The following is a 23924-nucleotide window of genomic DNA, read 5'->3' as shown; positions in this document are numbered from 1 at the left end:
GGATGCGTCGACGATGCTCTCCAGGTCAGCCCTCGTCCAGCATGGAGTGCCCGACATATTGACAATTATGTTCGTCACTCGGCCTCCGCTTCGGGCCGACCGCCTTTCTGGCCCGATCTGAGTCCTGCCACGCATACTCCTGGCCGATATGCTCGCACGATCCGCCCTGGCTGTCATGCTCCCGTGGCGATTCGAGCTGCGCCGCGCCGGCCGATGACCGCCAGCGCCGTGGCCCCGGCTGCGACTCCGACGACGCTGCCGAGCGCGTTACGCCCAGGTTGGCGACGGATCGTCCTGGTCGCGATGCTGGCCATCGTGGTCGGCGTCGGCTTCTGGCTCCGCGCCCACGATCTCGGCGTCCGCAGTCTGTGGGTTGACGAGCTGTTCAGCGTCGGCCTCGCCGTGCAGGATCTCCGCACGATCCTGACCGTGCTCTACGGCGAAGAAGCCAACATGACGCTCTACTACTTCGTGATGGCCGCCTGGATGCGGCTGGTCGGCGGCTCGGCCAGCGAGGTCTGGGTGCGCATACCGTCGGTCCTCTTTGGGGCAGCCGGCGTCTGGGCCTTGTACCGGCTCGGCAATCGGCTGGATGGCCGGGTGACCGGTCTGCTGGCGGCATTGCTCGCCGCTGTCAACGCCTACCACATCGAGATGTCCCAGGAGGCCCGCGCCTACTCGATGTGGGCCGTCCTGGTCACGCTCTCGTGGGACGCCCTGCTCGCCGCCTTCGACGGCGGCGGTCGCAAGGCGTGGCTGCGTTATGTCGCCTGGACGACCATCGCCTTCTACACTCACTTCTTCACCGTCTTTGTCATCGTCGCCCAGGTCACGATCGTGGCGATCCGCTCCAACGTCCGCGAGTGGCGCGTCCTGGTCGCCAGTGGCATCTGCGTGGCGGCGCTCTGTACGCCGTTCCTGCCGTTCTTCGTGGTCAACAGCGATGGCAGCCAGATCCTGCACGTCCGCAACAGCACCGTGGCAGACCTGCTTGCGCTGCTGCGGCTGTTCGCCGGCGCCTCGCTGCCACTCCTCGGGGCCTACTCTCTGCTCGGCGTCCTGGGCACGGCGGCGCTGCTCTGGCCGGCGCTGCGCGACCGCTCGCGGCGCGGGATCGGCCGGGCGCTGATCCCCCTGTTCTGGCTGCTGGTCCCGGTGCTGACCATCTTTGTGCTCTCTTATGTCAAGCCGATGTTCAAGGAGCGCTACCTTTTCGGCGCGATGCCGGCCTTTCCGCTCCTGGCGGCCCTCGGGCTGGCGGCGCTCGGGCGCCTGCTGCGCCGGCCGCCGCTGGCCGCGCTCGTCCAGGCTGTCGGCGCGGCGGCGCTGGTCTGGCTGGCGGCACTCCCCCTCCTGGCCGGGTTGGAGATCCGCCAGAGCGAGAACTGGCGCGGGGCCGCCGCGTACCTGGAGCAGAACGCCCTGCCTGACGACGGCTGGATCTTCATCTCGAAGCGCGGGCAGCTCGGCTACGAGTACTACGCCGGCTGGCTCGGCGGCGGAAAGCCGGGCGCGGTGCGGCCGGACGTCCTCGAAGGGTTCAACTGGGACGATCTCGCCAACTCGGTGGCGTACTACCGCACGCTGGAGTCTGGCACCTCCCGCCTGCCCGACTTCACCGCGCGCCATCCACGCGTCTGGCTCGTTCTTTCCCACGAGTACGATTCGACGTTCGACGGTGACACGTCGGAAGCCGTCCGCAACTGGTTCTCGCGGCGCGGCTTCTCGGCCCGTCAGCGGACCTTCCAGAACATCCGCATCTACCTCTACGACCGACGCCCCTGATCTCCGGCTGGCCCGGCGGGGCGATCCAGCCAGCAGGAGCGCATCGCATGGCCATCGACCGACTGGGAGAGACGATGCCGCGCGACCGGGGCGCTCCCGGCCTCCTTCTGGGGGCGGCCGAGCCGCCCGTGCCGTCGCTGCGGCAGGCCGAGGGCCTGTTTCTGGCGAGTCTGGCGGGACGGTCGCCACGCACCGTCGCCACCTATCGGACGGCGCTCGGTCGTCTGCACGAGTTCCTGGAGGGCCGAGGCGAGACCATCGAGACCCTCCGCGTCGTCGACTTCGGCGGCGATCTGCTCGAACAGCTCTACCTCTGGCTGGCACGCGCCTACGGCCGGGATGACCGTTTCACTATCGCCACCTACGTGGCCGGCGCACGGGCCTTCCTGCGCTTCTGCGCCCGCCGCCACCTGCTCGCGCCGAACGTCTCCTTCGAGGAGCTGCGCGACAACGTCCGCGAAGTCATGGGGCGGTCGTCGTATCGGACGCCGCGCATCGACCAGCGGCTCGTGCTGATCGTGACCCACGTTGACGCTCTGCCGTTGCCGCCGGCCGACCAGTACGGCGGCCAGCCGTACCAGGAAGTGCTGCGGGATCGCGCGCTGATCCGCACCCTGTTTACGACCGGCATGCGCCGCGAGGAGGTCGCGAACCTGACCCGCGCCGACGTCCAGGACGGGCACGCCCGCCAGGCCTTGATCACCGGCAAGGGCAGCAAGGAGCGCATCGTCTTCTTCGACGACGCGGCGCTCGCCGCCATCCGCGCCTATCTCGACGTGCGCTCGGATCGCCTGCCGTTCCTGTTCCTGCGCCACGATCTCGGCCGGGGCCGCCTGCCGGGGCCGGGCGGCCGGCGCTGGCGTCTCTCGCCGAAGGGCGTCTGGGAGATCGTCAAGCGGTACGCCGCCGCCGTCGGCGTGGACGCCACCACCCACGACTTCCGCCACGCCAAGGCCAGCGTGATGCTCAATCGCGGGGCCAAGCTCTCCGAGGTGCAGGACATCCTGGGGCACGCCAGCCCCGAGACGACCAAGAAGATCTACGCACACTACGAAACGTCGCATCTGCGGGACGTCTTCGAACGGTACTCGGCCTCGGCCGAGGAGCTGGCCGGGGCGCTGGCCGAGCCGCCTGCCGCCGTCCTGGATTGACCGGCCGTTCGCGGCGCGGTCTCCAGGGCGATGGCATGTTCGTCTGTGTTCCCGAAACGCCGTCAGACGAGCGGTCGGGGCTTGAAAGCCCCGACCACCGTGCACGGCGCGCTCAACAGGCGATTGCCCTGCCCTCAGAATGGGTGAGGTTGACCGGACGGTGGGGTAGAATCCCTGTCAGGCATCGCCGCAGGGATGGTCGCTCGTGGATTCTCGTCGCTCGTTCCCAGGGCTCACCAATATCGTCATCACGAGCATCGTCGCGCTGGCAGCCTTCGCCATGGCGTTCGTCAGCGGCTACCTGTTCGGGCGCACCGAGCCTGCGGGTGGGCCGCTCGCGTTCCTCGACGTGCTGCAGCCCTCGACCGCTCGCGCCACCGAGGACGGCGTCCTCTCGGCCGACGAGCAGCAGCGCTTCAGGGTCTTTTGGGAGACCTGGAGGATCGTCGAGCGCGACTTCTACGACCAGAACCAGATCGACCACCAGAAGCTGATCTACGGCGCGATCAAGGGCATGGTGGACGCCGTCGGAGACCCGTACACGGTCTACCAGACGCCCACCCAGCGTGAGGTCAGCGATACCGACCTGCGCGGCTCGTTCGACGGCATCGGCATCCAGGTCGATCTGAAGGACAACCGTCTGACCGTCGTCGCGCCCATCGAAGGCTCGCCGGCCGAGGCGGCCGGGTTCCGTCCGGGCGACGTCGTTCTAGAAGTCGACGGCAAGTCGCTGGCCGGCAAGACCCTCAACGACACGGTCAACCTGATCCGAGGCCAGCGCGGGACGCCGGTCACGCTGACCGTCCTGCGCGCCGGCACGACGGATCCGTTCCCGATCACCGTGGTCCGCGCCGAGATCAAGCTCAAGTCCGTGCGCGCTCGGATGATGGATGACGGTGTCGGCTACGTCCGGATCAGCTCGTTCTCGGCGTCAACGGGGACCGAGATGGCGGCGGCGGTCAAGGAGTTGGTAAGCCAGCAGCCGCGCGGGCTGGTGCTCGATTTGCGGAACAATCCTGGCGGCTACCTCTCGACCTCGGTGGAGGCCGCCGCGCAGTTGATGAATCCTGGCAGCGTCGTCCTGTACCAGCAGAGCGGGAACGGCGACCGCAAGACCTACCGGACCGAGGGCGGCGGCGCCGGGGCGCAACTGCCGGTCGTCGTCTTGCTGAATAAGGGCAGCGCCAGCGCGTCCGAGATCCTGGCGGGCGCGCTGCGGGACAACGGGCGCGCGTACCTGATCGGCGAGAAGTCGTTCGGGAAGGGCACCGTGCAAAATGTCCACGAGCTGAGCGACAAGTCCGGCCTGCGGGTCACGACCGCGCAGTGGCTGACCCCGTCCGAGAATCCGATCCAGGGCGTTGGTCTGGCGCCTGACCAGGTGGTGGACATGCCGGCCACCGCGACGATCTCATCGGAGGCGACACGGGCCGAGGATCCGCAGCTCGACGCCGCCGTGCGGCACCTGCTGGGAAGCTGAGGGGGCGAACGTGGCGAAGAAGAGCGTGCCGACGGACGGCGGCGGGCAGTCCGGCCGGTCGAGCAAAGGCCAGCCCGACGACAGGCCGGCCCAGCGAACATTTGCCTCCAACCGGCGGGCCTTCTATGAGTACGAGATCGTGGATTCTGTCGAGGCGGGCATCGCGCTGACCGGCACCGAGATCAAGTCGGTGCGGGCCGGCAAGGTCAACCTGCGGGACAGCTACGCACGCGTACAGAACGGCGAAGTTCTGCTGTACAATATGCATGTCTCTCCATACGAACAGGGCAACATCTGGAACCACGAGCCGTTGCGGACGCGGAAGCTGTTGCTCCACCGGAAGGAGATCGGCAGACTGGCCGAGCAGAGCCAGGCACAGGGGCTGACGCTGGTCCCGCTCCGGATGTACGCGAAGGGCGGCCATGCCAAGGTCGAGATCGCGGTGGCACGGGGCAAGAAACAGTACGACAAGCGCGTGGCGATTGCCGAGCGGGAATCCAAGCGCGAGCTTGACCGGGCTGTGAAGGAAGCGTACGCAGGGGGACGCTAGGTTTCGACAGGGGAGGAGGTTCGTAGAGTGCAGGCCGAGGTGCCGGTGCCCTCGTTAATCAATCGGCACGGCATAACAGCCGAACCACAGTACGCTCTCGCTGCTTAATCCCAGCGAGCGTCTTCCCGCCCTCGTTTCGGTGGGGCGGTAAAAGGCGTCACCAAAGCCGAAGTGCTGCACATCGGACCGTCTGCTAGGGTGTGCTTAAGATCAGCGGACTGGCTCCCTGGAACCCGGTCGACAGGGGTCCTGGGCGCGACATGAAAGAGCTTCGACTAAGCCTGTAGTACTCTCGGATTGAGTCGCTCTGGACGAGGGGTTCGATTCCCCTCCGTCTCCACCACCTGTGGCCTGCCAGCGAACTGGCAGGCCACATTGCATGTCGGCGGGCGAGCACGCGCACACCTGACGACCCGCCCGCCGGGGCATGGCGTCGCTCCCCAACGTGGTACCCTGCCGACGCGCCAGGACCACTCCCGTGGCGGCCAGCGCCACGCCACTCTGTGAGGATCATGGTCAGATGTCGTTGCCCTACCTCCCGCTGCCAGGCCGGCCCTGGGAACGTCGCACGCCTGAGCAGTCAGGTTTCGACGCCGCCGCTCTCTCCCAGGCCATCGACTACTCGGTTGCACACGAGACGTCCTGGCCCACCGATCTCAACATTGCACTGGCGCAGAGCAACGCCGCCGAAGGCCCGAACGGCGAGGTTATCGGGCCGGTCAAGGCGCGTGGCGGCGTGAGCGGGCTGGTCGTGCGACGCGGCTACATCGTGGCCGAGTGGGGCGATCCTGACCGCGTCGACATGACGTTCAGTATCAGCAAGAGCTACCTTGCGACGCTGGCCGGGCTGGCGCTCGACCGCGGCCTGATCCGCGGCATTGACGATCCGGTCCGCGAGTACGCCGACGACGGCGGCTTCGACCCGCCGCGCAACAGCAAGATCCGCTGGCGACACCTCCTCCAGCTCACCAGCGAATGGTCGGGCACGCTCTGGGGCAAGCCGGACAGCGTCGATCACAACCGGGCGGTCGGCGGCGACGCCAACACCGAAGCCAAAGGCACGCCGCGCCTGATGCGCGACCCTGGCAGTTACTGGGAGTACAACGACGTTCGCGTCAATCGGCTGGCGCTGGCGTTGCTGCGCGTCTGGAGGCGTCCACTGCCGGCGGTGCTCCGTGATGAGATCATGGACCCGATAGGCGCGTCCGACACCTGGCAGTGGCACGGCTACCGTAACTCGTACGTCGAGATCGACGGGCAGCCGGTCCAGTCGGTCAGCGGCGGCGGCCACTGGGGTGGCGGCATCTGGATCAACACGTTCGACCACGCCCGTTTTGGCCTGCTCCACCTGAACCGAGGCCGCTGGGGTGACCGGCAGATCGTGTCCGAGGCCTGGGTCGAGACGGCGACGACGCCGTGCAGCGTGAACGCGGGCTACGGCTGCCTCTGGTGGCTCAACACGGATCGCGTCCGCTACCCGAGCGCGCCGGCGTCGAGTTTCTTCGCCATCGGCTGGGGCTCCAACCTGATCTGGGTCGATCCCGAGCACGACCTGGTCGCGGTTGTCCGCTGGATCGACGGCCCCGCGTTCGACGGCTTTGTGAAGCGGGTGCTGGCAGCCCTGCACACGTAGTCCCGCGCGGTCTGCCAGCTGAGGGCGGCGGTCGCACCCCGGCGGCCGGTGTGCTACCGTTGCCGACAGTCATCATCTACCTTTGCACTGGATCGAGCATGGCTGGAGCTGTCGCCGCACCCGCACCCGAGTCCGCCCGTCAGAGTGGCCAGTCCGAGAAGTTCGATACGGCTGCCGTCACAACCATGTCAGCCGGCCACTTCGTCCACGATGTCTATCCGGCCTTTCTCAGCCCGCTCCTCCCGCTCCTGATCGAGAAACACGGGTTGACGCTCGGCGCAGCCGGCATCCTGCTCAGCGTATTGCGGTGGTCAGCGCTGATCCAGCCGTTCCTCGGCGTCATCGCCGACCGGCAGGATGCTCGGTACTGGATCATCCTCGCGCCCACCGTCACGGCGCTGGGGATGAGTCTGCTCGGCCTCGCGCCGAACTACCTGGCGCTGGTGGTGTTGCTGACGCTCGCTGGCCTCAGTCACGCGGCCTTTCACCCGGCCGGCGGCGCGCAGGTCACCCGGTTCAGCGGCAAGAACTGGGGCATGGGCACGTCCTTCTGGATGACCGGCGGCGAGCTTGGCCGGGCGGTCGGTCCGGTCTTCATCGTCGCGGTCGTGAGCGCCGTCGGCCTGGAGGCCACCTGGATCGCCATCGGACCGGCCATCGTGGCGTCGCTGCTGCTGTACTGGCGCATCGGCGGCGGCGGACGCCTGAAGGTCGGGAACAAGCCGCCGAACCTCTGGGGGGCCGTCCGCCAGGCTGGCCGGCCGCTCGCGATCCTGGCCGGTATCATCATCCTGCGGAACCTCGGCAGCGCCAGCTTCACGTTCTTCTTCCCAACCTACGTGACCGGTATCGGCGGCGAGCTGGCCTTCGCGGCGTTCGCCATCACGGTCTTTGAGCTGGCCGGCGCGGCCGGCGCCTTTGCCGGCGGCACCCTGTCCGACCGCTTCGGTCGTCGCTGGGTGCTGGCGGTCAGCACGGCGATCACCGGGCCGCTCTTGTGGGCGGTCTTCATGGTCCCGAACGGCGCGGCCCAGCTCGCACTGTTGGCGGTGGCCGGCCTGGTCGCCTTTGCCGGCGCGCCAGTTCAGATGGTGCTGGTCCAGGAATTGCTCCCAGACAACCGTAGCTCGGCGATGGGCATCATGATGTTCCTCGGCCTGGAGGGCACTATCCTGGCGACCGTCGCCGTCGGCTTCGTGGCGGACGCCGTCGGCCTGGGTCCGACGCTCTCCACCACCATGCTGCTGTCGGCGCTGCCCCTGCCGCTGGTCTTCCTGCTCCCTGAAACGCGACAGGCCGCCGGCTGATCGCCGCCGCCGGCCGCTTCGGCTTCCCACCGTTCCCCCTGGAGTCTTCCCGATGGCCGTCCTCCCCACTGAGACCAGTCTGACCTGGACTGGCGGCACCCTCTTCGAGACCACCAGCCCCGGCGGCGACATCCTCCAGCTCGACATGCCGCTGGCGAAGGGCGGCAGCGGCCACGGCTTCTCGCCGATGACGCTGCTGCTCCAGGCGCTGGCCGGCTGCATGGCGGTGACCGTCGTGCAGATTCTGGAGAAGCAGCGCAGCGGGCTAACCGCCTATCGCATCGCCATCCGTGGCGAGCGCTCGCAGGTCGCGCCCAGCCCGTACACGTCCATCGAGATGACGCACACGGTCCAGGGTGAGAAGCTCGACCGGGAGAGCGTCGAGCGAATTGTGGAGCTGGTCGAGGAGAAGTACTGCTCGGTGGCGGCGACGCTGCCGCGCGGGCTGGTCCATCACCGGGTGGTGGTCGAGCAGCCGGCCGCCGAAGCGGTGGTGGCCGCCGACTGAGCGGCAGGGCATCCCTCTGCCTGGGGTCAGAAAGAGGGAGCTTGCCAGTTGCTCGGGCTGGCGGTCAGGCGTCGCGGGTCTGGGTGACGCCGGCGCCGCTCACCTTGTCAACGCGGATCAGCACGGCCACGCCTTTGCGCTCAGGGTCGCGGTCAAGCTCCGGCTGGAACGTCCGGGCCATGATCCCATCGCGCAGGTCGCCGTCGCGCAGCAGCTCGCACTCGCCCCAGAAGCGCCACATCTTGCCGGCTTCCTTGTTTCGGTAGATCAGGGCGATCTTCGGATTCTCCAGCAGGTGCGCCAGCGTCTCGCCGTGCGCGCGCTCCCAGAACGCAAGGTGATCCTTGTCCCAGACCATGACGCTGCCCTTGAAGGCGAGGTTCGGCGCACCGGCCTTCGAGGCCGTCGCCACCAGCATCGGGTAACCGTCCGGCCCGGAGCGGTCCACGTACTCCGCGACGTCGCTCAGATCGATCATGCAAGCACCCTCCCAGGGATGCACCATGATGGCACATTGCTGGGAGGGCGCGTAGCGACCGACCGTTCCTGAAACGTCGTGCCAGTGACGCTCGTGGCCTGTCCGTCGTGAACGACCGGGTCGGGGTCACTCGACGCTTCCCCCGTCATCCCGAGCGATGTGAGCGTGCGAGCGCAGTCGAGGGATCTTCCTCGTCAGTCATCCCTCACCTGGGGAAGATCCCTCCGCTCCGCTCGTGCCTCGCTACAGTCGGGATGACGGACGGGAGGTCGTTCCTCGCTGCTGTCAGGTTGACGATGGGCACCGAGTGACCCTGCGATTCACGCCTGCCGAGCCACTAGCGAAAGAGCGCGCTGTAGGCGTTCAGCGCCGGCTGGCCGCCGAGATGGGCGTACAGCACGTTGCTCGCACGCGGGATCTCGCCGCTCGCCACGAGGTCGATCAGCCCGGCCATCGACTTGCCCTCGTACACCGGGTCGACGATCACCCCTTCGAGTGAGCCGAGCAGCCGAATCGCGTTGAGCGTCGACTCGACCGGAATGCCGTACAGATCGCCGGCCCACCCTTCCAGCACGACGATCTCGTCGTCTCGCAGGTCACGGTTCAGGCCGATGAGCGCCGCCGTGCGGCGGGCGATCCGGGCCACCTGATCGCGAGTCTCCTCGAGCGTGGCCGAGGCGTCAATGCCGATCACGCGTCGCGGGCGCGACTGACCGGCGAAGCCGGCGATCATGCCAGCGTGGGTGGAACCGGTCACCGTGCAGACGACGATCGTGTCGAAGAAGACCCCGAGCTCGGCCTCCTGCGCCTCGACCTCGTCGGCCCAGTTGGCGAAGCCCAGCCCGCCGAGGGGGTGATCGGAAGCGCCGGCCGGGATCGCATACGGTTTGCCGCCGCGTGCGGTCACGTCGGCGATGGCCCGCTCCCAGCTCGACTTGAACCCGATGCCGAACGTGGCCGGATCGAGCCGCACTTCGGCCCCCATGATCCGCGAGAGCATGATGTTGCCGACCCGGTCGTTGAGCGCGTCGGGCCAGTCAACCCAGTTCTCCTGCACCAGGACGGCCTTCAGACCGAGCTTCGCCGCCACCGCTGCGACCTGCCGGGTGTGGTTCGACTGGTAGCCGCCGATGGACACCAGCGTGTCCGCGCCCTGTGCGAGCGCATCGGGCACGAGGTACTCCAGCTTGCGGATCTTGTTCCCCCCATAGGCGAGGCCGCTGTTCACATCCTCGCGCTTGGCCCAGATGCGAGCCCCGCCGAGATGGGCGCTCAGCCGGTCGAGAGGATGGATCGGGCTTGGCCCGAACATCAGGGGATAGCGTGGGAAGTCGGAGATCGGCATAGTGACTCCTCGCCACCGGCTGCGCTGACGGCTGCTCAATGAGATGGACTGGTCTGGATTCTACCCGCCGGTCAGGCGGGAACTGTCAGCGCGCTCGCAGCACCTGTCCCGCGCGCACGCCCGTATACGTGCCGTCCCGCACCGCGAACTGCCCGTTCACAATGACGTGCGGCAGCCCCAGCGGCGACTGCTCGGGATCGGCGTAGGTCGCACGGTCGATGACGGTGGCTGGATCGAAGACGACCAGGTCAGCGGCCAGCCCCGGACGCACCAATCCACGATCCCACAGCCCGAACTTCTGCGCGGGCAGGCTGGTCATCTTCCGAACCGCCTCGGCCTGCGAGAAGATCCCGACCTCGCGCGCGTAGTGGCCCAGCACGCGTGGATAGGTGCCCCAGGTGCGCGGATGCGGCTTGCCCCGGGTGACGATCGCGTCCGACCCGATCATCACCAGCGGATGCGCCAGGATCCGCTGCACGTCCGCCTCGTCCATCATGGTGACCACTATGGTCGGGCGGGCGCGCTCATCCAGCAGCACGTCGCAGAGAGCATCGACAGGATCCTTGCCCTGCTCGTCGGCGATCTCCTGAATCGACTTGCCGAGGTAGCCCTCGTTGGTCTGGACGCTGGCGACCCGCACGCGATGCCAGCCGCCCGCGCCGGCGAGGTTCTCCCAGCCTGGAATGCCGTCTCGGAAGTCCTGCTTGATGCGGTCGCGCTCCGACGGCACGGTCAGGCGCTCCAGCAGCAGATCGCGTCCGCCCTCTTGCGACCAGGGCGGCAGCAGCGCCGCCATGCGCGTGCTCCCGGCATCGTAGGGGTAGGCGTCGCCGTTGACCTCGACGCCGCGCGATCGAGCCTCGTCCAGCAGGGCCAACAGCTCGCCGGCCCGCCCATGATTCGCGCCGCCGGCCGCCTTCAAATGGGAGTGCTGGACCGGGACGCCGTTGCGCTCCCCGATCTCGATAGCTTCACGGTGGGCCTGGAAGAGCGTCGCCGTCTCGCCCCGAACGTGCGAACAGTACGGTCGCGCGGTCCCTTGCAAGACTTCGGCCAGGGCCACCAGCTCGGCGGTCTGCGAGTAGAACCCCGGCGAGTAGATCAGGCCAGACGAGAGGCCGACCGCGCCGGCCTCCAGGGACTCAGCCAGCAGTCGCCGCATCACCTTCAGCTCGTCGTCGGTGGGCGGGCGGTTCTGAAAGCCGAAGGCGGCTACCCGCAGCGCCCCGTGCCCGACCAGTTGCGCGATGTTGCTGACAGGTCCGACTCGCTGCAGGCTGGCAAAGAACTCGGCGCAGGACATCCAATCCCAGGGCGTATCAGCGAACAGCCCGGCCTGGTGCTCCTTCAGCAGCTCGGCCGTCTCCGGCAGCAATGGGAACGCTGTCGAGCCGCAGTTGCCGTTGACCTCGGTGGTGACGCCCTGAAGGATCTTGGCCGGCAGCGGGTCGGCAGCGAACGGGAGCGCATCCGAGTGGCAGTGCGGATCGACGAAGCCCGGGCACACGATGTGGCCGGTCACGTCGACGTTCTCGCGGGCCTCGGCGTGGCCCAGTTGCCCGAGGGCGGCGATCTTGCCGCCCGCGACGGCCACGTCGGCACGAGTGTCTGAGTTGCCGGTGCCGTCCAGCACGCGGCCACCACGCAAGATCAAGTCGAACATCGTGCCCTCCGAGTTTTGAGCGCGATGGTAGCCGACCGGCGACCCCGGCGTGTGCCGAAGCGATCTCCCCGCAGGCCAATCCCACGGTGGGCGGGTCGCGCAGCGTCGTCGGGGCTTGAAAGCCCCGCCTACCATCCTGCAGTCGCTGCGCGACGCTCCAGTCGCACCAGTGCCTGCCGTTCCCGACGGCCGTCGCGCAGCGACTGAATGAGTGTAGGCGGGGACTGAAGTCCCCGCCTGCTCATTTGACGGTGTTTCGGGTACACCGATGAACATGCAATCGCCCTGCGTCGTGCCGCCGCGTCGGGGCTTGAAAGCCCCGCCTATGATCCTGCAGTCGCTGCGCGACGCTCCAGTCGCACCAGTGCCTGCCATTCCCGACGGCCGTCGCGCAGCGACTGAATGCGTGTAGGCGGGGACTTCAGTCCCCGACCGCTCGTGTCGTGATGCTTTGGGAGCACCAGCGTACATGCGATGGCCCCGACCGCTTACGTCGAGTTGTCGATCCTGAGGCGCACCTGCCGACTGTGCGTGCGGCCCGTCACGTCGCGGGCCTCGGCAGTGAGCGTGTACTCGCCGTTGGGCACGGTACGTGTGTCCCAACCATGCGGGACGCCGTTCGTGTCTCCCTGAAAGTAGTACGGCGTCTGCGTTTCGGTCGCGGTGATCGACTGCGGGCCGATCAGCGTGAACGTCACGCGCTGGATGCCCGCACCGCTGACCAGAGCAGCGATAGCGACTCGCCCGCCGAGCGTCTGCCCATCGGCGACGCCCGAGAAACCTGTCACCATCGGTCCGGCTGCCGGCGTTGGCGTGCGTGTGGCTGCTGGCGTGCGAGTGGGCGTCGCCGCGAGATTCGCAACGTGGATGCGAATCTCGGCGGCCCCGGTTCTCCCCGCGCCATCGACGGCGGTGGCCGTCAGGACGTACTGGCCGTCCGGATACTGGCGCGTATCCCAGCCGCGCGGCGTGCCGTTCGTGTCGCCCTGGAAATAGTAGGGCGCGGCAGTCTCGGCCCAGGTGGCCGGGCGCCCACCAGCCAGCGTGAACTCCACGCGCCGAACGTCAGCTCCGGCCACGGTCGCCTCGACGACGACGTTCCCGCGCAGGACGCCGCCATCGGCCGCACCGACGAATCCCGTGACGCGTGGCGCACCGGCGCCCGGCGTAGCGGTGGGCGTGCTGACGCGCGTCGGCGCGGGGGTGAGCGTTGGCCCGCCCGCGCCGACGCGCGTCACGACCATCGCCCAGTCTGCCGAGGCCTGGGACGGCGGCGACCCGAGGGCGACCTCGCCGCCACCGCTCAGGCGCGCTGCCGCCGAGTAGGCGCCGGTCCGTGGGTCGTACCAGCGGCGCTCGAACTCGCCGGCCGGCAGGCGCAGCCGCCCTGACGGACTGGCCGATGGCAGATAGATGGCGTAGACCTCACCGCCCTTTGCGAACACCTGCACCCCGCCGTCCGTCGTGGCGGCCCCGACCACCAGCGAATCGTCCGGCGACATCTCCCAGAACGGCAGCGCCTCGACAAACGCTCGCGCGTGGCGGCTGGCGGTCCACAGCGGTTCAATCGTCCGGAAGTCTTCGAGTGTTTGATCCTGACTGCCGACGTACCACTCAAGTGAACCGCCCGACAGCAGCGTCGGCCAGAGGATCTCGCGCCGTTGAGCCTCTGCGTTGGTCGGCGTGGACGAGCGGACCTCGTCCAGTGAGATGGGGATCGGCCGTCCGCTCGACGCCGTGCGACCACGCCACTCCTCGACCTCGTCGCCGTGCCGCGCGACCGACCCCGCATATTGCAGGGACGCGATCGAGAATCGCCGGTCGCCAACGAACGGCATCCAGGCTGTGTCGGGGTTGTTCCAGTGGTGGACGGTCACCGGGTGGTCGTACGGGTCCAGATCGGCGATGTACTGGGCGAACTCTTTCACACGCTCTGGAGCCAGCGGCAACTGGTGGTCGTACTCTTCTGTCACGTTCCAGATCAGCGCGTTGTGGTGGCCGAAACGAGCGACCATCTCTCGATAGAACAGCTTGCGCTCGACTCCGAGAGTGGCCGAATCCAGCTCGAGCTTGTTCGCCTCCTCGGCCTCGCCCAGCACCATGTGCAACGCGACACCTCGCCGCTGAGCATACTCGAAGGCGGTCTCCCACTGCCGGAGTTTGGCCAGGTCGTAGTGGCGGTTGTCGTTTGCCGCCGCGCCGGTCGGCACAATCGAGCCGGCGAACGGCCAGGTGTCGCGCGCGTCCCCGCCGACATTCATCGGCATGAAGTAGACGGCGTTGACGCCCTGGTTGGAGAGGTAGTTCAGCGCTCCGATCAGGCCCTTGCCGACGTCAGGACTCGACGACAGCAGGATCGGATCGCCGGCCCGCCAGTCTCGGACGTGCGGGGCGTAGGTGTGGTGGGCGGCCGGTGTGTTCGAGAAGCCTGCGTAGCCAAGCAGGTTCTCGGGGCTGTTGGCACCGGTCTTGATCCAATACGGCCCGTCGCGCAGCTTCAGGTAGTGGCCGCCGACGTACTCCAGGCGTCCAGACCGCAGGAAGCCTGGCGCAGCGGAGTCGCGTGGCGCTATCGAGATCGAGCCGGTGACGCCGTCGAAAGCGGCCGGCGTGCCGGCCGCCGCGTCGAGGCTCACGGCTACGTTCGGGCCGGCCCGAAACGACGCCCGGTAGCTCCAGGCACCACTCGCGTCTGGCGTAAACCGTGCGCGCCAGACCGCCCCGCTCGGGCCGCCGTTTCCGTCACCATCGAAGTAGCCCGGCACGCTGTAGGTCTTTCCAGATGGGCCTTGCAGATGAACGGTCAGGCGGTAGTCGAGGAACGGATTCGGTGCGCCGCCGGCCTGCGCGGCGGCCGGCCCCGCGAACGAGATGGTCAGCGGCTGCCACACCGTTCTGGGGCCGCTGACGGTGGGCAGCTCCGCTCCGATGACCGGGCGATTCTCCCAGGTCGAGGCGGCGAGGAAGCCACACAGAAGCGCGATGAGAGCGGCGAGTCGGTGCTGTCGGAGGCTTCGCGGCACAGCGGAAGAGATCGGCACCTGTACGCTCCGGCCGACTCCGACGCGGTGTCGGCCAACGAGGTACGGTCCCCGGCGACGCGGACCGTGCGGCCCGCCATGCCTGCACGATCCGCGCCAGGATCCGCGACGCCCCCGTCAGAACTGGAGGTCGCGGGTGTCGAACGGGCGCACTGGCGGCCCGCCGAGGATGCGGACGAGCACCGAGTTCAACGTTTCCGGCTCGCTGTCGAAGCCGCCGTGGGTCCGGCTCTTCGAGCAGTTGCCGGCCTCCTCGCTGGCCCCGGCGATCACCAGCGCCGCCCGGCCGTCCACGGTCCCGCCGAACAGCTCGGTCAGGTCGGCGTCGGCGCGCTCGCCGTCGACGTACCGCCGCATGCCCAGGAGCGGCGTCTCGCGCCCGTCCTCGAAGGCGTTACTGACGAGGTACAACAGCGACTTCCCATACGGCCCCAGGTCGTCGTCAAGCTCGCCCTTCTCGGACAGCAGGTAGAGGGTCGGCAGCGGGCACTCGCCATTGCGGATGCGCCGCAGCAGCAAGTGTTTGAACAGATCGGAACGGATGGCGGGCGCCATGAACTGCATCGTCTTGAAGGGCACGCCCAACTGCGACAAGTTCGCCACGGCGTGCGCCGCGTAGATCGATCCCGCACTGTGCCCGACGACGTGCAGCTCCCAGTCGTCGCGCTCCGCGTCAGGCACGCTGGCGATGGCCTCGCTCGCGTAGCGGTGGAGGATCTGCATGCCGCCGCGCCCATCCGGGTGGGTTGACGAGATCCGTGCATTCTCCTTCATCTCGGACCAGAGCCGCGTGCCCGGCCACGACGCCGTCTGCTCGATGGTCCAATCGCGGGCGTCGACCAGCCCTTCGCGGAAGCGGGCGAACCAGTTGCCGGCCCGCTCGTCCACGTCGGTGATGCAATCTTCGAGGATGCCGCGGATGGTGTCGTCCCAGTTCGTCTCCCACATGATGTGGATCGGATAGATCTGGTTGTCGCGCAGCACGTCGCCGAACGACACGATGCGCCGGGCCACGTCCGACTCGCTGTTCAGGCCGCCATGCAGGTAGAGCAGGATGCGCTTCTTGGCCCAGCCGGCCGTAGCAGCGGGGATGTATTCGCTGAAGAGCCGTTTCACGTCGTCTTCGGTCGTCCAGTAGTTGCCGCGATCCGACAGCTCGCCGTTGTTGCCGACGTCCACGACGTACGGCCGAATCTTCGCCAGCGGGATCGCCGGCGTCGCGCGCTGGAGGCCCGCTGATGTTGCCGCGCCGTCGGCGCTCTGCCAGAGGTCGACGTCGACCGGCACGCCGAGCTGTACCACCCAGACGTCGGTGGCGTGAAGCATGTAGTCCTCGTACGGCAGCAGCGCGAAGCCCTCCGCGCCCCAGTCCGTCCCCCACGAGTTCTGGATGACGAAGCCCTCGCGCGTGTAGCCGACGATGGCGACAGCGTGGCCGGCGTCGGCACGCCCGACCCGGCGGATGACGGGCAGCCGCCGCTTCACGGAGTTGCCTGAACCGTCATGGCAGGTGACTTCCCGCTCAATCGGCCCGGGCTCGGCCCAGCCCTCGTGCACCATCAGCGTCAGGTAGAGCACGCCCACCTCGGCCAGCGCGCAGTGAACGTCGCGCACGTCCCGGTGGCTGACCCGGTAGAACGCCCCGCCCGGGGTGGCCATCGCCTGCTGCGCCACGTCGGACGACAGGTGCTCCGGGCCGACCTTGTCGTCTGACCATGCCGTACGCGAGCAGACTCCGTGGCGGACCCAGCCCTTCATCGCCCCGCGCGCAGACGACCCCTCGTACGAGTCGCCCGGCCATTCGTCGTAGCGGCGGGCCATCTCGTAGAGCATGCGCGGGCTGACCTGCTCGCCGGCCCGACCCTGCTGCGCCAGCAGGAAGTTGATCACCGCCGCCAGCGCGAAGCCGGTGCAGGCGCCATCCGTCCCCTGGTCGAGGATCTCCTGACCGAGTGCGCTGTTGACCAGCTCGGCCGGCAGCGAGCTGAGCCGTGGACGGTACAGGTAGTCGCGGGCATCCACGCGGTCGGGCATGGCGTCGAGCCGTCTGCCCATCTGCCGGTCGGCGGTGGCGTCGCGCGGCTCCGGCCGGCGCTCGGCGGCCTCCGGGCGCGTCGCCAGCGGTTCGACGGCCCTCGCCGGCGGCGCTCCAGAGCGCGCGCCACGTGGTCCCGATCTCGTACGTCTCCTGCCGCTTCGCTCCGCCATCGCCGTTCCTCCCGAACGCCGCTCACCTACTCGGAGCGGCCTACCGGTGAGTACCCGTACGGCGGGCGCATCGACCGTCCAGGCCCGCCTGCTCTGTCAGTGTCGGGCTGGCCGGCCGGGCGTGCGTGCGGGAGAGTACGCAGCGACCCCCGCATCACGAGTGACGCGGGGGCCGCGAGCGTGTGGAGGAGATCGGTGGGTCAGGCGGGGATCGGGTTAGCCTGCGTCAGGCCCAGGATCTCGTCGATCTCCGCCTGGTAGACGTAGGCCCGCATCGAGACCATGTCGTCCAGCGTCACGGGGCGGCCGAGGCGGCCAGCCTCGAACGGTGCGTAGGTCAGAGCCACGTCCGCGCGGCCTTGTTCGCCGGTCATCTCCGGGGCGCGGCCGGTCCGCACACACTCGCCAAGCTCATGGTACTCCGAGGCCAGGATCTTCGAGTCGGTGTCCACGAACGGGAAGCTGTACGTCCAGACGCGCTCGCCGCCGAACAGCTCAGACGCGATACCGTTCAGGCGGTAGCTCGGCGCGAAGTCGAGGATGCGCTCGTCCTTGACGATCGTGCCGTCGCTCAGGGTCAGCTCGACGGGGTTGCCATTCCGGCTGCCGAACACCTGCAGCGACCCCTTCGAGCCGTACACCAACCGCTCGTTCTTTCGCATGCCATGGCCGGAGTGATCGTCGATCCACTGGCCGACGGCCCCGCTCTCGAACGTGATCTGGGCGTAGAGGGCATCGTCGCCGGTCGGCTCGATAGTGTCCGGCATCGTGGCGAGGTAGCCGCCGTAGAAGCCGCCCGGGCCGGTTGAGTCGGTCTTGTGGCGGATCTTCTCATGCAGCCGCGTCTGGCCCCAGACGGATGCGAACTCACCCATGTAGAAGCGGATCAGGTCGGCCTCGTGGACGCCGGCGTCCACCGGCATCGACGCCGTGTGCTTCATGTGCCGCCAGGGCGTCATCGAGATCTTGTCGCTGCCGCCGATGGTCGTCTGGATCAACAGGCGCGGCGTCCCGATGGCCCCGTCATGGATCAGCGCGCGCGCCAGCCGGTGGATCGGGTCGCGACGGAAGTTCTCGGCCACCGACAGGACTTTGCCGGTCCGCGCCGCTGTCTCGATCATCAGGTTGCAGCCCCGCATCGACACCGCGATGGGCTTCTCGACCATCACATGCAGGCCGGCCTCCAGACAGGCGATGGCCACCGAATGGTGAAAGCCGCTCTCAACGGTAACATCCGCGGCCTCGAGCTCGGGCATCTCGCGGGCCATCTGAGCGATGTCCGTGAACACGCCGGGGCGTGTCCCGAGTAGCTGCTCGGCCTCGTCGGCCAGCAGGTTCGCCTGCTCGGCCTTCAGGTCGCAGACGGCGACCAGTTCCATGTTGCACTGCGACGACCTGTACAGTTCGGCCATGCCGCGCAGGTGCCGGCGGCCCATCCCGCCACACCCGACAGCGGCGTACTTGACTCTCGGCGCCATGCTGCCTCCCACTGCCGTCTGGGATCCCAGCGGCCCCGTAGTATATCGCGGGCCGCCCGCTCAGCCACGCCGATGCACGCCGGCGGCCTGGAACGCCGCCGCCAGCACCGCGTACGACTGCACGGCCGCGGCCGTCGGATCGAAGCCCGGCCGCCGCTGCACGCGCAGGCTGATCTCGACGCAGACCGATCCCGCGTAGCCAGCCGCCTTCAGCACGCGCAGGAAGCGCACGTAGTCGAACTCGCCATCGCCGGGCACGGCGAACTGGTAGTCTGGCTGCTGGCCGCGCTCGTCTTTGACCTGCGCCAGCACCATGAACCCGCCCAGTTGGGCCACCACGTCCTCGACGTGCATGCCCTGCACCGAGAAATCGTTGATGTCGAGGGTGATGCCGAGGTTCGGCCGCGCAACGGCCGCCACCAGCCCGGGCACCTTGTCGGGCGTATCGAGGGCGCCATCCATGTGCGGCTGCAGGGCGACCCGGACGCCCCGGGCGGCCGCGTAGTCGCAGAGGCGGCCCAGCCGGTCGAGCGCCTGCTCGCGCCGCTGCTCCCACTCGCCCGATGCGCCGCCGATGTAGGTGTCGACGGCTGGCGGCCCCTCCCGCCCGGCCCACTCGACGGCCAGATCGACGGTGTCGGTCAGGTTCTGCCAGTTCTCGGCGAACTCGTCGGCGTCGTCGGCCAGCAGGTCGGTGTTGGCCGCCACGGCCACCAGCGGCAGATCGTACTCGGCCAGCAGCTGCTTGATGCGGCGGCGACGGGCCGGCGTCAGCAGATCGACGCCGTCCCGCCAGCCCGGCACCACGGCAAGCTCTACACAGTCGTACCCGATGCCGGCCAGCAGTGGGATGGCCTCTTCGGCCCGCATGGTGACCGTGCTCCAGGTGGTGAATCCGAGTCGCATACGCCGCGAAACCCAGCGCTCCTTGCGCGCGTGCTGTCCGACCGTCGCCGTGCCCATGATGCTGCTTTCCGCGGATTGACGGCCACCCGGGCGAGTGGCGAACCGGCCGCGGCGTCGGAATCGTCCGGCAGCGACGTAGACAGCGTGCCCGTTGGCGGCTACACTCCCGACAGGGATTCCAGATTCCTTGCGGGAGGGTCGTCCTGAGCAGAACGCCGCTGGCCCCGATAACGTATCGCACCCTGAACGACATCGTGACCGAGCAACTTCGCGATGCGATCCTCAGCGGACAGTTTCCTCCAGGCGCAACCCTCAATCAGCGTGACATCGCCGATCAGCTCAGTGTGAGCCGCATGCCCGTTCGCGAGGCGTTTCGCGCCCTTGAGCTCGAGGGGCTGATTCGCGGACTGCCTCGTCGCAAGGCCGTCGTGGTCACGCTGCAGCCTGAGGACGTGGCCGACATCTACGACATCCTCGCCACGCTCGAAGGGCGGGCCGCCGAGCGCGCGACGCCGCTGCATGACACGGCGTCGGTCGAGCGCGTCCGTACCGTGCTGGCCGACCTGAACGCGAGCCCCGACGATCCGACTCGTCTGCTGGACCTGGACGATCAACTGCACCTGGAGATCTACCAGGCGCAGCGGACGCGCAGCACGCTGGTCATTCAGACCCACCGCAACGCGCTGCGCACACAGTTGATCTCGACGGGGCTGGTCGTCGAGCGCCGCCGCGCCGCCGAGGCTGAGCATGCGCTGATCGTGACGGCCCTCGAAGCGCGCGACGCTGGCGAGGCCGGCCGGCAGACCGTCGCCCATCTGCAGGCCGAAGGCCGCGAGCTGGTGGAACGGCTGATGGGGCACGCGTCGTAGGATCACGACAGGCCGACGACGGCCAGAGGCAGCGTGGGGGCTTGTCCCCCCGCTGCACGTCCTGGCGGCACGACGCTCCTGAGAGCCTACCCTGACGATCCGACCAGGCTCCGGCCGGCCGCGAGCGCCTCGCGCAGCTCGCGCTGGAAGTTCGGCATCACGCCGACCGGCACGTGAATCATCACCGGGCCATCCTCGGTCATCGCCTCGCGCAGGGCGCCGGCCAGGGCATCCGCGCCGTCCGCCCGGACGCTCGGCATCCCGAACGTCTTGCCGAGGTCGGCAAAGCTCGGGTTCCTGAGGTCCGAAGCGATGGTGTGGCCGTTGAACGACTCCTGCTGGATGCGGCGAACGTTGCCAAACGCCCCGTCGTCGAACACCACGATGGTCACGCCGATATTGTGCTGGACGGCCGTCGCCATCTCCTGCACGTTGAACATAAAGCCGCCGTCGCCGCTAATCGAGATGACCTTTCGGTCCGGGTTCCCGACCTTCGCCCCGAGCGCCGTCGGGAAGCCGTAGCCGAGCGTGCCCTGATAGCCAGAGGTCACGTAGGTGCGCGGCCCGTAGATCGGCAGGCCGGACCGCGCCCAGTACGCGACCTGCGTGCTCTCGTCCACGAAGATGGCGTCGTCGGGCGCCGAGTTGCGGAGCGCCAGTCCCAGCGAGGCCTGCGGATTGACGGAGTTGAGGGTATCGCTGAGGATCTTCTTGATGCCGGCCAGCTCCTCGCGGCGCGAGTCACGCGAGACGTTGTGCCTCCCGATGGACTCGGCAAGCTGCGCCAGGGCCAGCTTCGCGTCGGCGGCGATGGCGACCGTCGGGACGATCGTCCGGCTTAACTGCGTCGGATCGGCGTCGATGCGGATGACCGATGCACCGACCGCCGGCTTCATCGGGACGCTGCCGAATCCGAGCGCCCGCGTCCCGACGGCGAGCACCACATCTGAGGTGGGCAACAGCTCGGTCAGGGCCAGCTGCACCGCCGCCAGCGGATGCTGATCCGAGAGTGCGCCGCGACCGTTCGGCGTCATCACCACCGGCGCGTCGAGCAGCTCGGCCACTGCCCGCAGGTCGTCCCAGCCTTCGGCCGACATCACGCCGCCGCCAGCCAGGATCAGCGGTCGCCTGGCCCCACCGAGCAGCGTCGCGGCCTGCTCCAGCAGCGCCGGATCGCCCGGCGATTTGTCCACCGGCAGCGGGTTTCGCAGCTCGACATCCGCCTCCCAGCCGAGCACGTCCGGCGGGACCTCGATCTCGACCGGCCGTGGCCGGCCGCTCCGCAGCTGCCGGAACGCCTCGTGGACGACGATGGGCACCTCGTTCGGCGTCATCGCGCGGGCGTTCCACTTGGTGATGTGGCTGAGCATCCCGAGCTGGTCGTACACCTCGTGCAGGACGCCGCGCCCGATGTCGATCAACTCGGACTGGATCTGCCCGGTGATGCAGAGGACCGGCGAGTTGGTCGCGTAGGCCGTAGCGATGGCGCTGGCGGCGTTGAGGACGCCCGGCCCCGGCACCACCACCGAGATGCCGACCTTGCCGGTCGTGCGGGCGTAGCCGTCCGCCATGTAGGCCGTTGCCTGCTCGTGCCGCGTATGGACGACGTTGATGCTCGCGCGCTCGGCGTAGAGCGCGTCGAACAGGTAATCGAGCTGAATGCCCGGCAGCCCGAAGACGGTATCGACTCCCTCGCGCTTCAGCGACGCGACGAGCGCCTGCCCGCCGGTCATTCGCGGCATGGTGTCCCTCCTTGTCCAGCGTCCGGCCGACAGCGGCCGGAAGGAGAGCATGATAGCGGCTCCGTCAATTGGGGGGCGGGCCGGCACAACGTCGGACGGTCTGCCACCCGGTGTTCCCCGCCGAACACCTGCGACGTTCGCTGTGGAACCATGTTGTTTTGATATCGGATCAACTATTAAGGGAAACTGGGAGGGACGTCGGCGCGCGGCGACCTGTCAGGGGCGTGCTGACGAAGTGGAAGGGGACATCGAACATGGCGACCTGGACACCAGACCCGAGCTTCTACCCGTCGCCGAAGATGGCGATGGACGCGCCGCGCGAAGAGCTGGCGTATGTCGCGATTCTGAACCCTGCCGGGAGCAACAGGCCGGACGCGCTGGCCGTCCTGGACGTCGATCCGGCCTCGGGTTCGTACCGGCAGACGGTCGGGCGGCTCGATCTCCCGAACATCGGCGACGAGCTGCACCATTTCGGCTGGAACGCCTGCAGCGCCGCGCTCTGCCCGAACATGCCGCATCCGCACGTCGAGCGGCGCTACCTGCTGGTGCCGGGCCTGCGTTCCTCGCGCATGTACATCGTGGACACACAGCCCGACCCGAAGCATCCGAAGATCGTCAAGACCATCGAGCCGGACGAGCTGAAGGCGAAGAGCGGCTACAGCCGCCCGCACACGATCCACTGCGGGCCAGATGCCATCTACGTGAGTGCGCTGGGTGCGCCCGACGGAAATGGCCCCGGCGGCATCTTTCAGATGGACCACAGTACGTTCAACATCACCGGCCAGTGGGAGAAGGATCGTGGGCCGCAGCAGCTGGCCTACGACTTCTGGTGGCACCTCGGGCACGACGTGATGATCACCAGCGAGTGGGGCACGCCGAACATGGTGGAGAACGGCGTCAACCCTGAGTTGCTGCTGGGCGCGAAGTACGGCCACGCGCTGCACATCTGGGACATGCGAAAGCGCACCCACCTGGAGACGCTCGACCTCGGGGCCGAGCACCAGATGGTGCTGGAGATCCGCCCGTCTCACAACCCGAACAACCAGTACGGCTTCGTGGGCGTCGTGACGAGCCTCGCAGACCTCTCGGCCTCGATCTGGCTCTGGCACCGCGAGAACGGCACGTTCAAGATCCAGAAGGTCATCACCATTCCCGCCGAGCCGGCCGACGCCTCGGTCCTGCCGCCGCTGCTGCAGGGGTTCGGCGCGGTCCCGCCGCTGGTGACGGACATCAACCTGAGCCTGGACGACAAGTTCCTCTACGTCTCCTGTTGGGGCACGGGCGAGTTCCAACAGTACGACGTCTCGGACCCGTTCAACCCGAAGCTGACGGGGTCGGTCCACCTGGGCGGCATCGTGCGGAAGGCCGGGCACGGCAACAAAGCCGAGCTGAACGGCGGCCCGCAGATGGTCGAGGTCAGCCGCGACGGCAAGCGCGTCTACCTGACGAACTCGCTGTACGCCGCCTGGGATACCCAGTTCTACCCTGGCGGCATCGACGGGTGGGCGGCGCTGCTCCACGCCGACTCGAATGGCGGCCTGACGGTCGATCCCGAGTTCCTGATCGACTTCGGCAAGGAGCGCCCGCACCAGGTGCGCCTGCAGGGCGGCGACTCGTCGTCAGATTCGTACTGCTTCCCAAGCTAGTGCCGACGATCGTGGATCGTGGATCGTGGATCGTGGATCGTGGATCGTGGATCGTGGAAGCATGCTGCCTGACATGCGCCGCACGCTCATAGCAAGCACGCAACTCTCTATTGTCGTCCTGAGCGCAGCGAAGG

General features: G+C 68.3%; 17 protein-coding genes and 1 other RNA gene. 10 read left to right on the top strand and 8 right to left on the bottom strand.

The annotated features are described in order from the left end of the window. Positions 1 to 183 precede the first annotated feature (183 nt). From IT306_01335 to IT306_01300, 8 genes are all read left to right on the top strand, one after another. Positions 184 to 1785 (top strand): glycosyltransferase family 39 protein, encoded by a 1602-nt coding sequence (locus IT306_01335; protein ID MCC7367031.1) that lies wholly within the window; start codon positions 184 to 186, stop codon positions 1783 to 1785. 47 nt (positions 1786 to 1832) lie between these two features. Beyond that, complete coding sequence (locus IT306_01330) at positions 1833 to 2936, top strand: tyrosine-type recombinase/integrase (GenBank protein MCC7367030.1); 1104 nt, start codon at positions 1833 to 1835, stop codon at positions 2934 to 2936. A 205-nt stretch (positions 2937 to 3141) separates the two neighbouring features. Continuing rightward, a complete protein-coding gene (locus IT306_01325) occupies positions 3142 to 4416 on the top strand; it encodes a S41 family peptidase (GenBank protein ID MCC7367029.1) in 1275 nt (424 codons plus the stop codon). Positions 4417 to 4441: 25 nt separating this feature from the next. Beyond that, positions 4442 to 4966, top strand: coding sequence for an SsrA-binding protein SmpB (smpB, locus tag IT306_01320; protein MCC7367028.1), 525 nt, complete (start codon positions 4442 to 4444; stop codon positions 4964 to 4966). Beyond that, positions 4956 to 5309, top strand: a transfer-messenger RNA (tmRNA) gene (gene ssrA / locus IT306_01315). Before smpB ends, ssrA begins: the two co-directional genes overlap by 11 nt. Positions 5310 to 5486: 177 nt before the next feature. Next, positions 5487 to 6599, top strand: a complete 1113-nt coding sequence (locus IT306_01310; protein ID MCC7367027.1) for a serine hydrolase — start codon at positions 5487 to 5489, stop codon at positions 6597 to 6599. 98 nt (positions 6600 to 6697) lie between these two features. Further along, entirely contained in the window at positions 6698 to 7906 is a 1209-nt protein-coding gene (locus IT306_01305) for an MFS transporter (GenBank protein MCC7367026.1), read from the top strand. Between the two features lie 52 nt (positions 7907 to 7958). Beyond that, on the top strand, positions 7959 to 8414 hold the full coding sequence (locus IT306_01300; protein ID MCC7367025.1) for an OsmC family protein: 456 nt from the start codon (positions 7959 to 7961) through the stop codon (positions 8412 to 8414). 64 nt (positions 8415 to 8478) lie between these two features. Here the strand turns inward: IT306_01300 and IT306_01295 are convergent, their stop codons facing one another. From IT306_01295 to IT306_01265, 7 genes are all read right to left on the bottom strand, one after another. Beyond that, on the bottom strand, positions 8479 to 8892 hold the full coding sequence (locus IT306_01295; GenBank protein ID MCC7367024.1) for a pyridoxamine 5'-phosphate oxidase family protein: 414 nt from the start codon (positions 8890 to 8892) through the stop codon (positions 8479 to 8481). 337 nt (positions 8893 to 9229) lie between these two features. Continuing rightward, complete coding sequence (locus IT306_01290; protein MCC7367023.1) at positions 9230 to 10237, bottom strand: 1-aminocyclopropane-1-carboxylate deaminase; 1008 nt, start codon at positions 10235 to 10237, stop codon at positions 9230 to 9232. 85 nt (positions 10238 to 10322) lie between these two features. Then, positions 10323 to 11900 (bottom strand): D-aminoacylase, encoded by a 1578-nt coding sequence (locus IT306_01285; protein MCC7367022.1) that lies wholly within the window; start codon positions 11898 to 11900, stop codon positions 10323 to 10325. 488 nt (positions 11901 to 12388) lie between these two features. Continuing rightward, complete coding sequence (locus tag IT306_01280) at positions 12389 to 14941, bottom strand: DUF5060 domain-containing protein (protein MCC7367021.1); 2553 nt, start codon at positions 14939 to 14941, stop codon at positions 12389 to 12391. A 117-nt stretch (positions 14942 to 15058) separates the two neighbouring features. After that, positions 15059 to 17149 (bottom strand): C1 family peptidase, encoded by a 2091-nt coding sequence (locus IT306_01275; GenBank protein MCC7367020.1) that lies wholly within the window; start codon positions 17147 to 17149, stop codon positions 15059 to 15061. 200 nt (positions 17150 to 17349) lie between these two features. Continuing rightward, entirely contained in the window at positions 17350 to 18627 is a 1278-nt protein-coding gene (locus IT306_01270) for a Gfo/Idh/MocA family oxidoreductase (GenBank protein MCC7367019.1), read from the bottom strand. 60 nt (positions 18628 to 18687) lie between these two features. Next, a complete protein-coding gene (locus IT306_01265) occupies positions 18688 to 19533 on the bottom strand; it encodes a sugar phosphate isomerase/epimerase (GenBank protein MCC7367018.1) in 846 nt (281 codons plus the stop codon). Between the two features lie 254 nt (positions 19534 to 19787). On the opposite strand from IT306_01265, the gene IT306_01260 reads away from it, so the two are divergent. Then, positions 19788 to 20402, top strand: a complete 615-nt coding sequence (locus IT306_01260; protein MCC7367017.1) for a GntR family transcriptional regulator — start codon at positions 19788 to 19790, stop codon at positions 20400 to 20402. Between the two features lie 86 nt (positions 20403 to 20488). Here the strand turns inward: IT306_01260 and IT306_01255 are convergent, their stop codons facing one another. Continuing rightward, the gene (locus tag IT306_01255) at positions 20489 to 22144 is read right to left on the bottom strand and encodes a thiamine pyrophosphate-binding protein (protein ID MCC7367016.1); all 1656 of its coding nucleotides are present in this window, start codon (positions 22142 to 22144) and stop codon (positions 20489 to 20491) included. A gap of 254 nt (positions 22145 to 22398) precedes the next feature. Here IT306_01255 and IT306_01250 point away from each other — a divergent pair, with 254 nt between their 5' ends. Beyond that, positions 22399 to 23790 (top strand): selenium-binding family protein, encoded by a 1392-nt coding sequence (locus IT306_01250; protein ID MCC7367015.1) that lies wholly within the window; start codon positions 22399 to 22401, stop codon positions 23788 to 23790. The last annotated feature ends 134 nt before the right edge of the window (positions 23791 to 23924 follow it).

It is taken from the genome of Chloroflexota bacterium, from assembly GCA_020850535.1.
In the GTDB taxonomy this organism is placed as follows: Bacteria; Chloroflexota; UBA6077; order UBA6077; family JACCZL01; genus JADZEM01.
The sequence above is the reverse complement of the archived record's forward strand: the minus strand, read 5'-3'. Positions and strand labels throughout refer to the sequence as shown.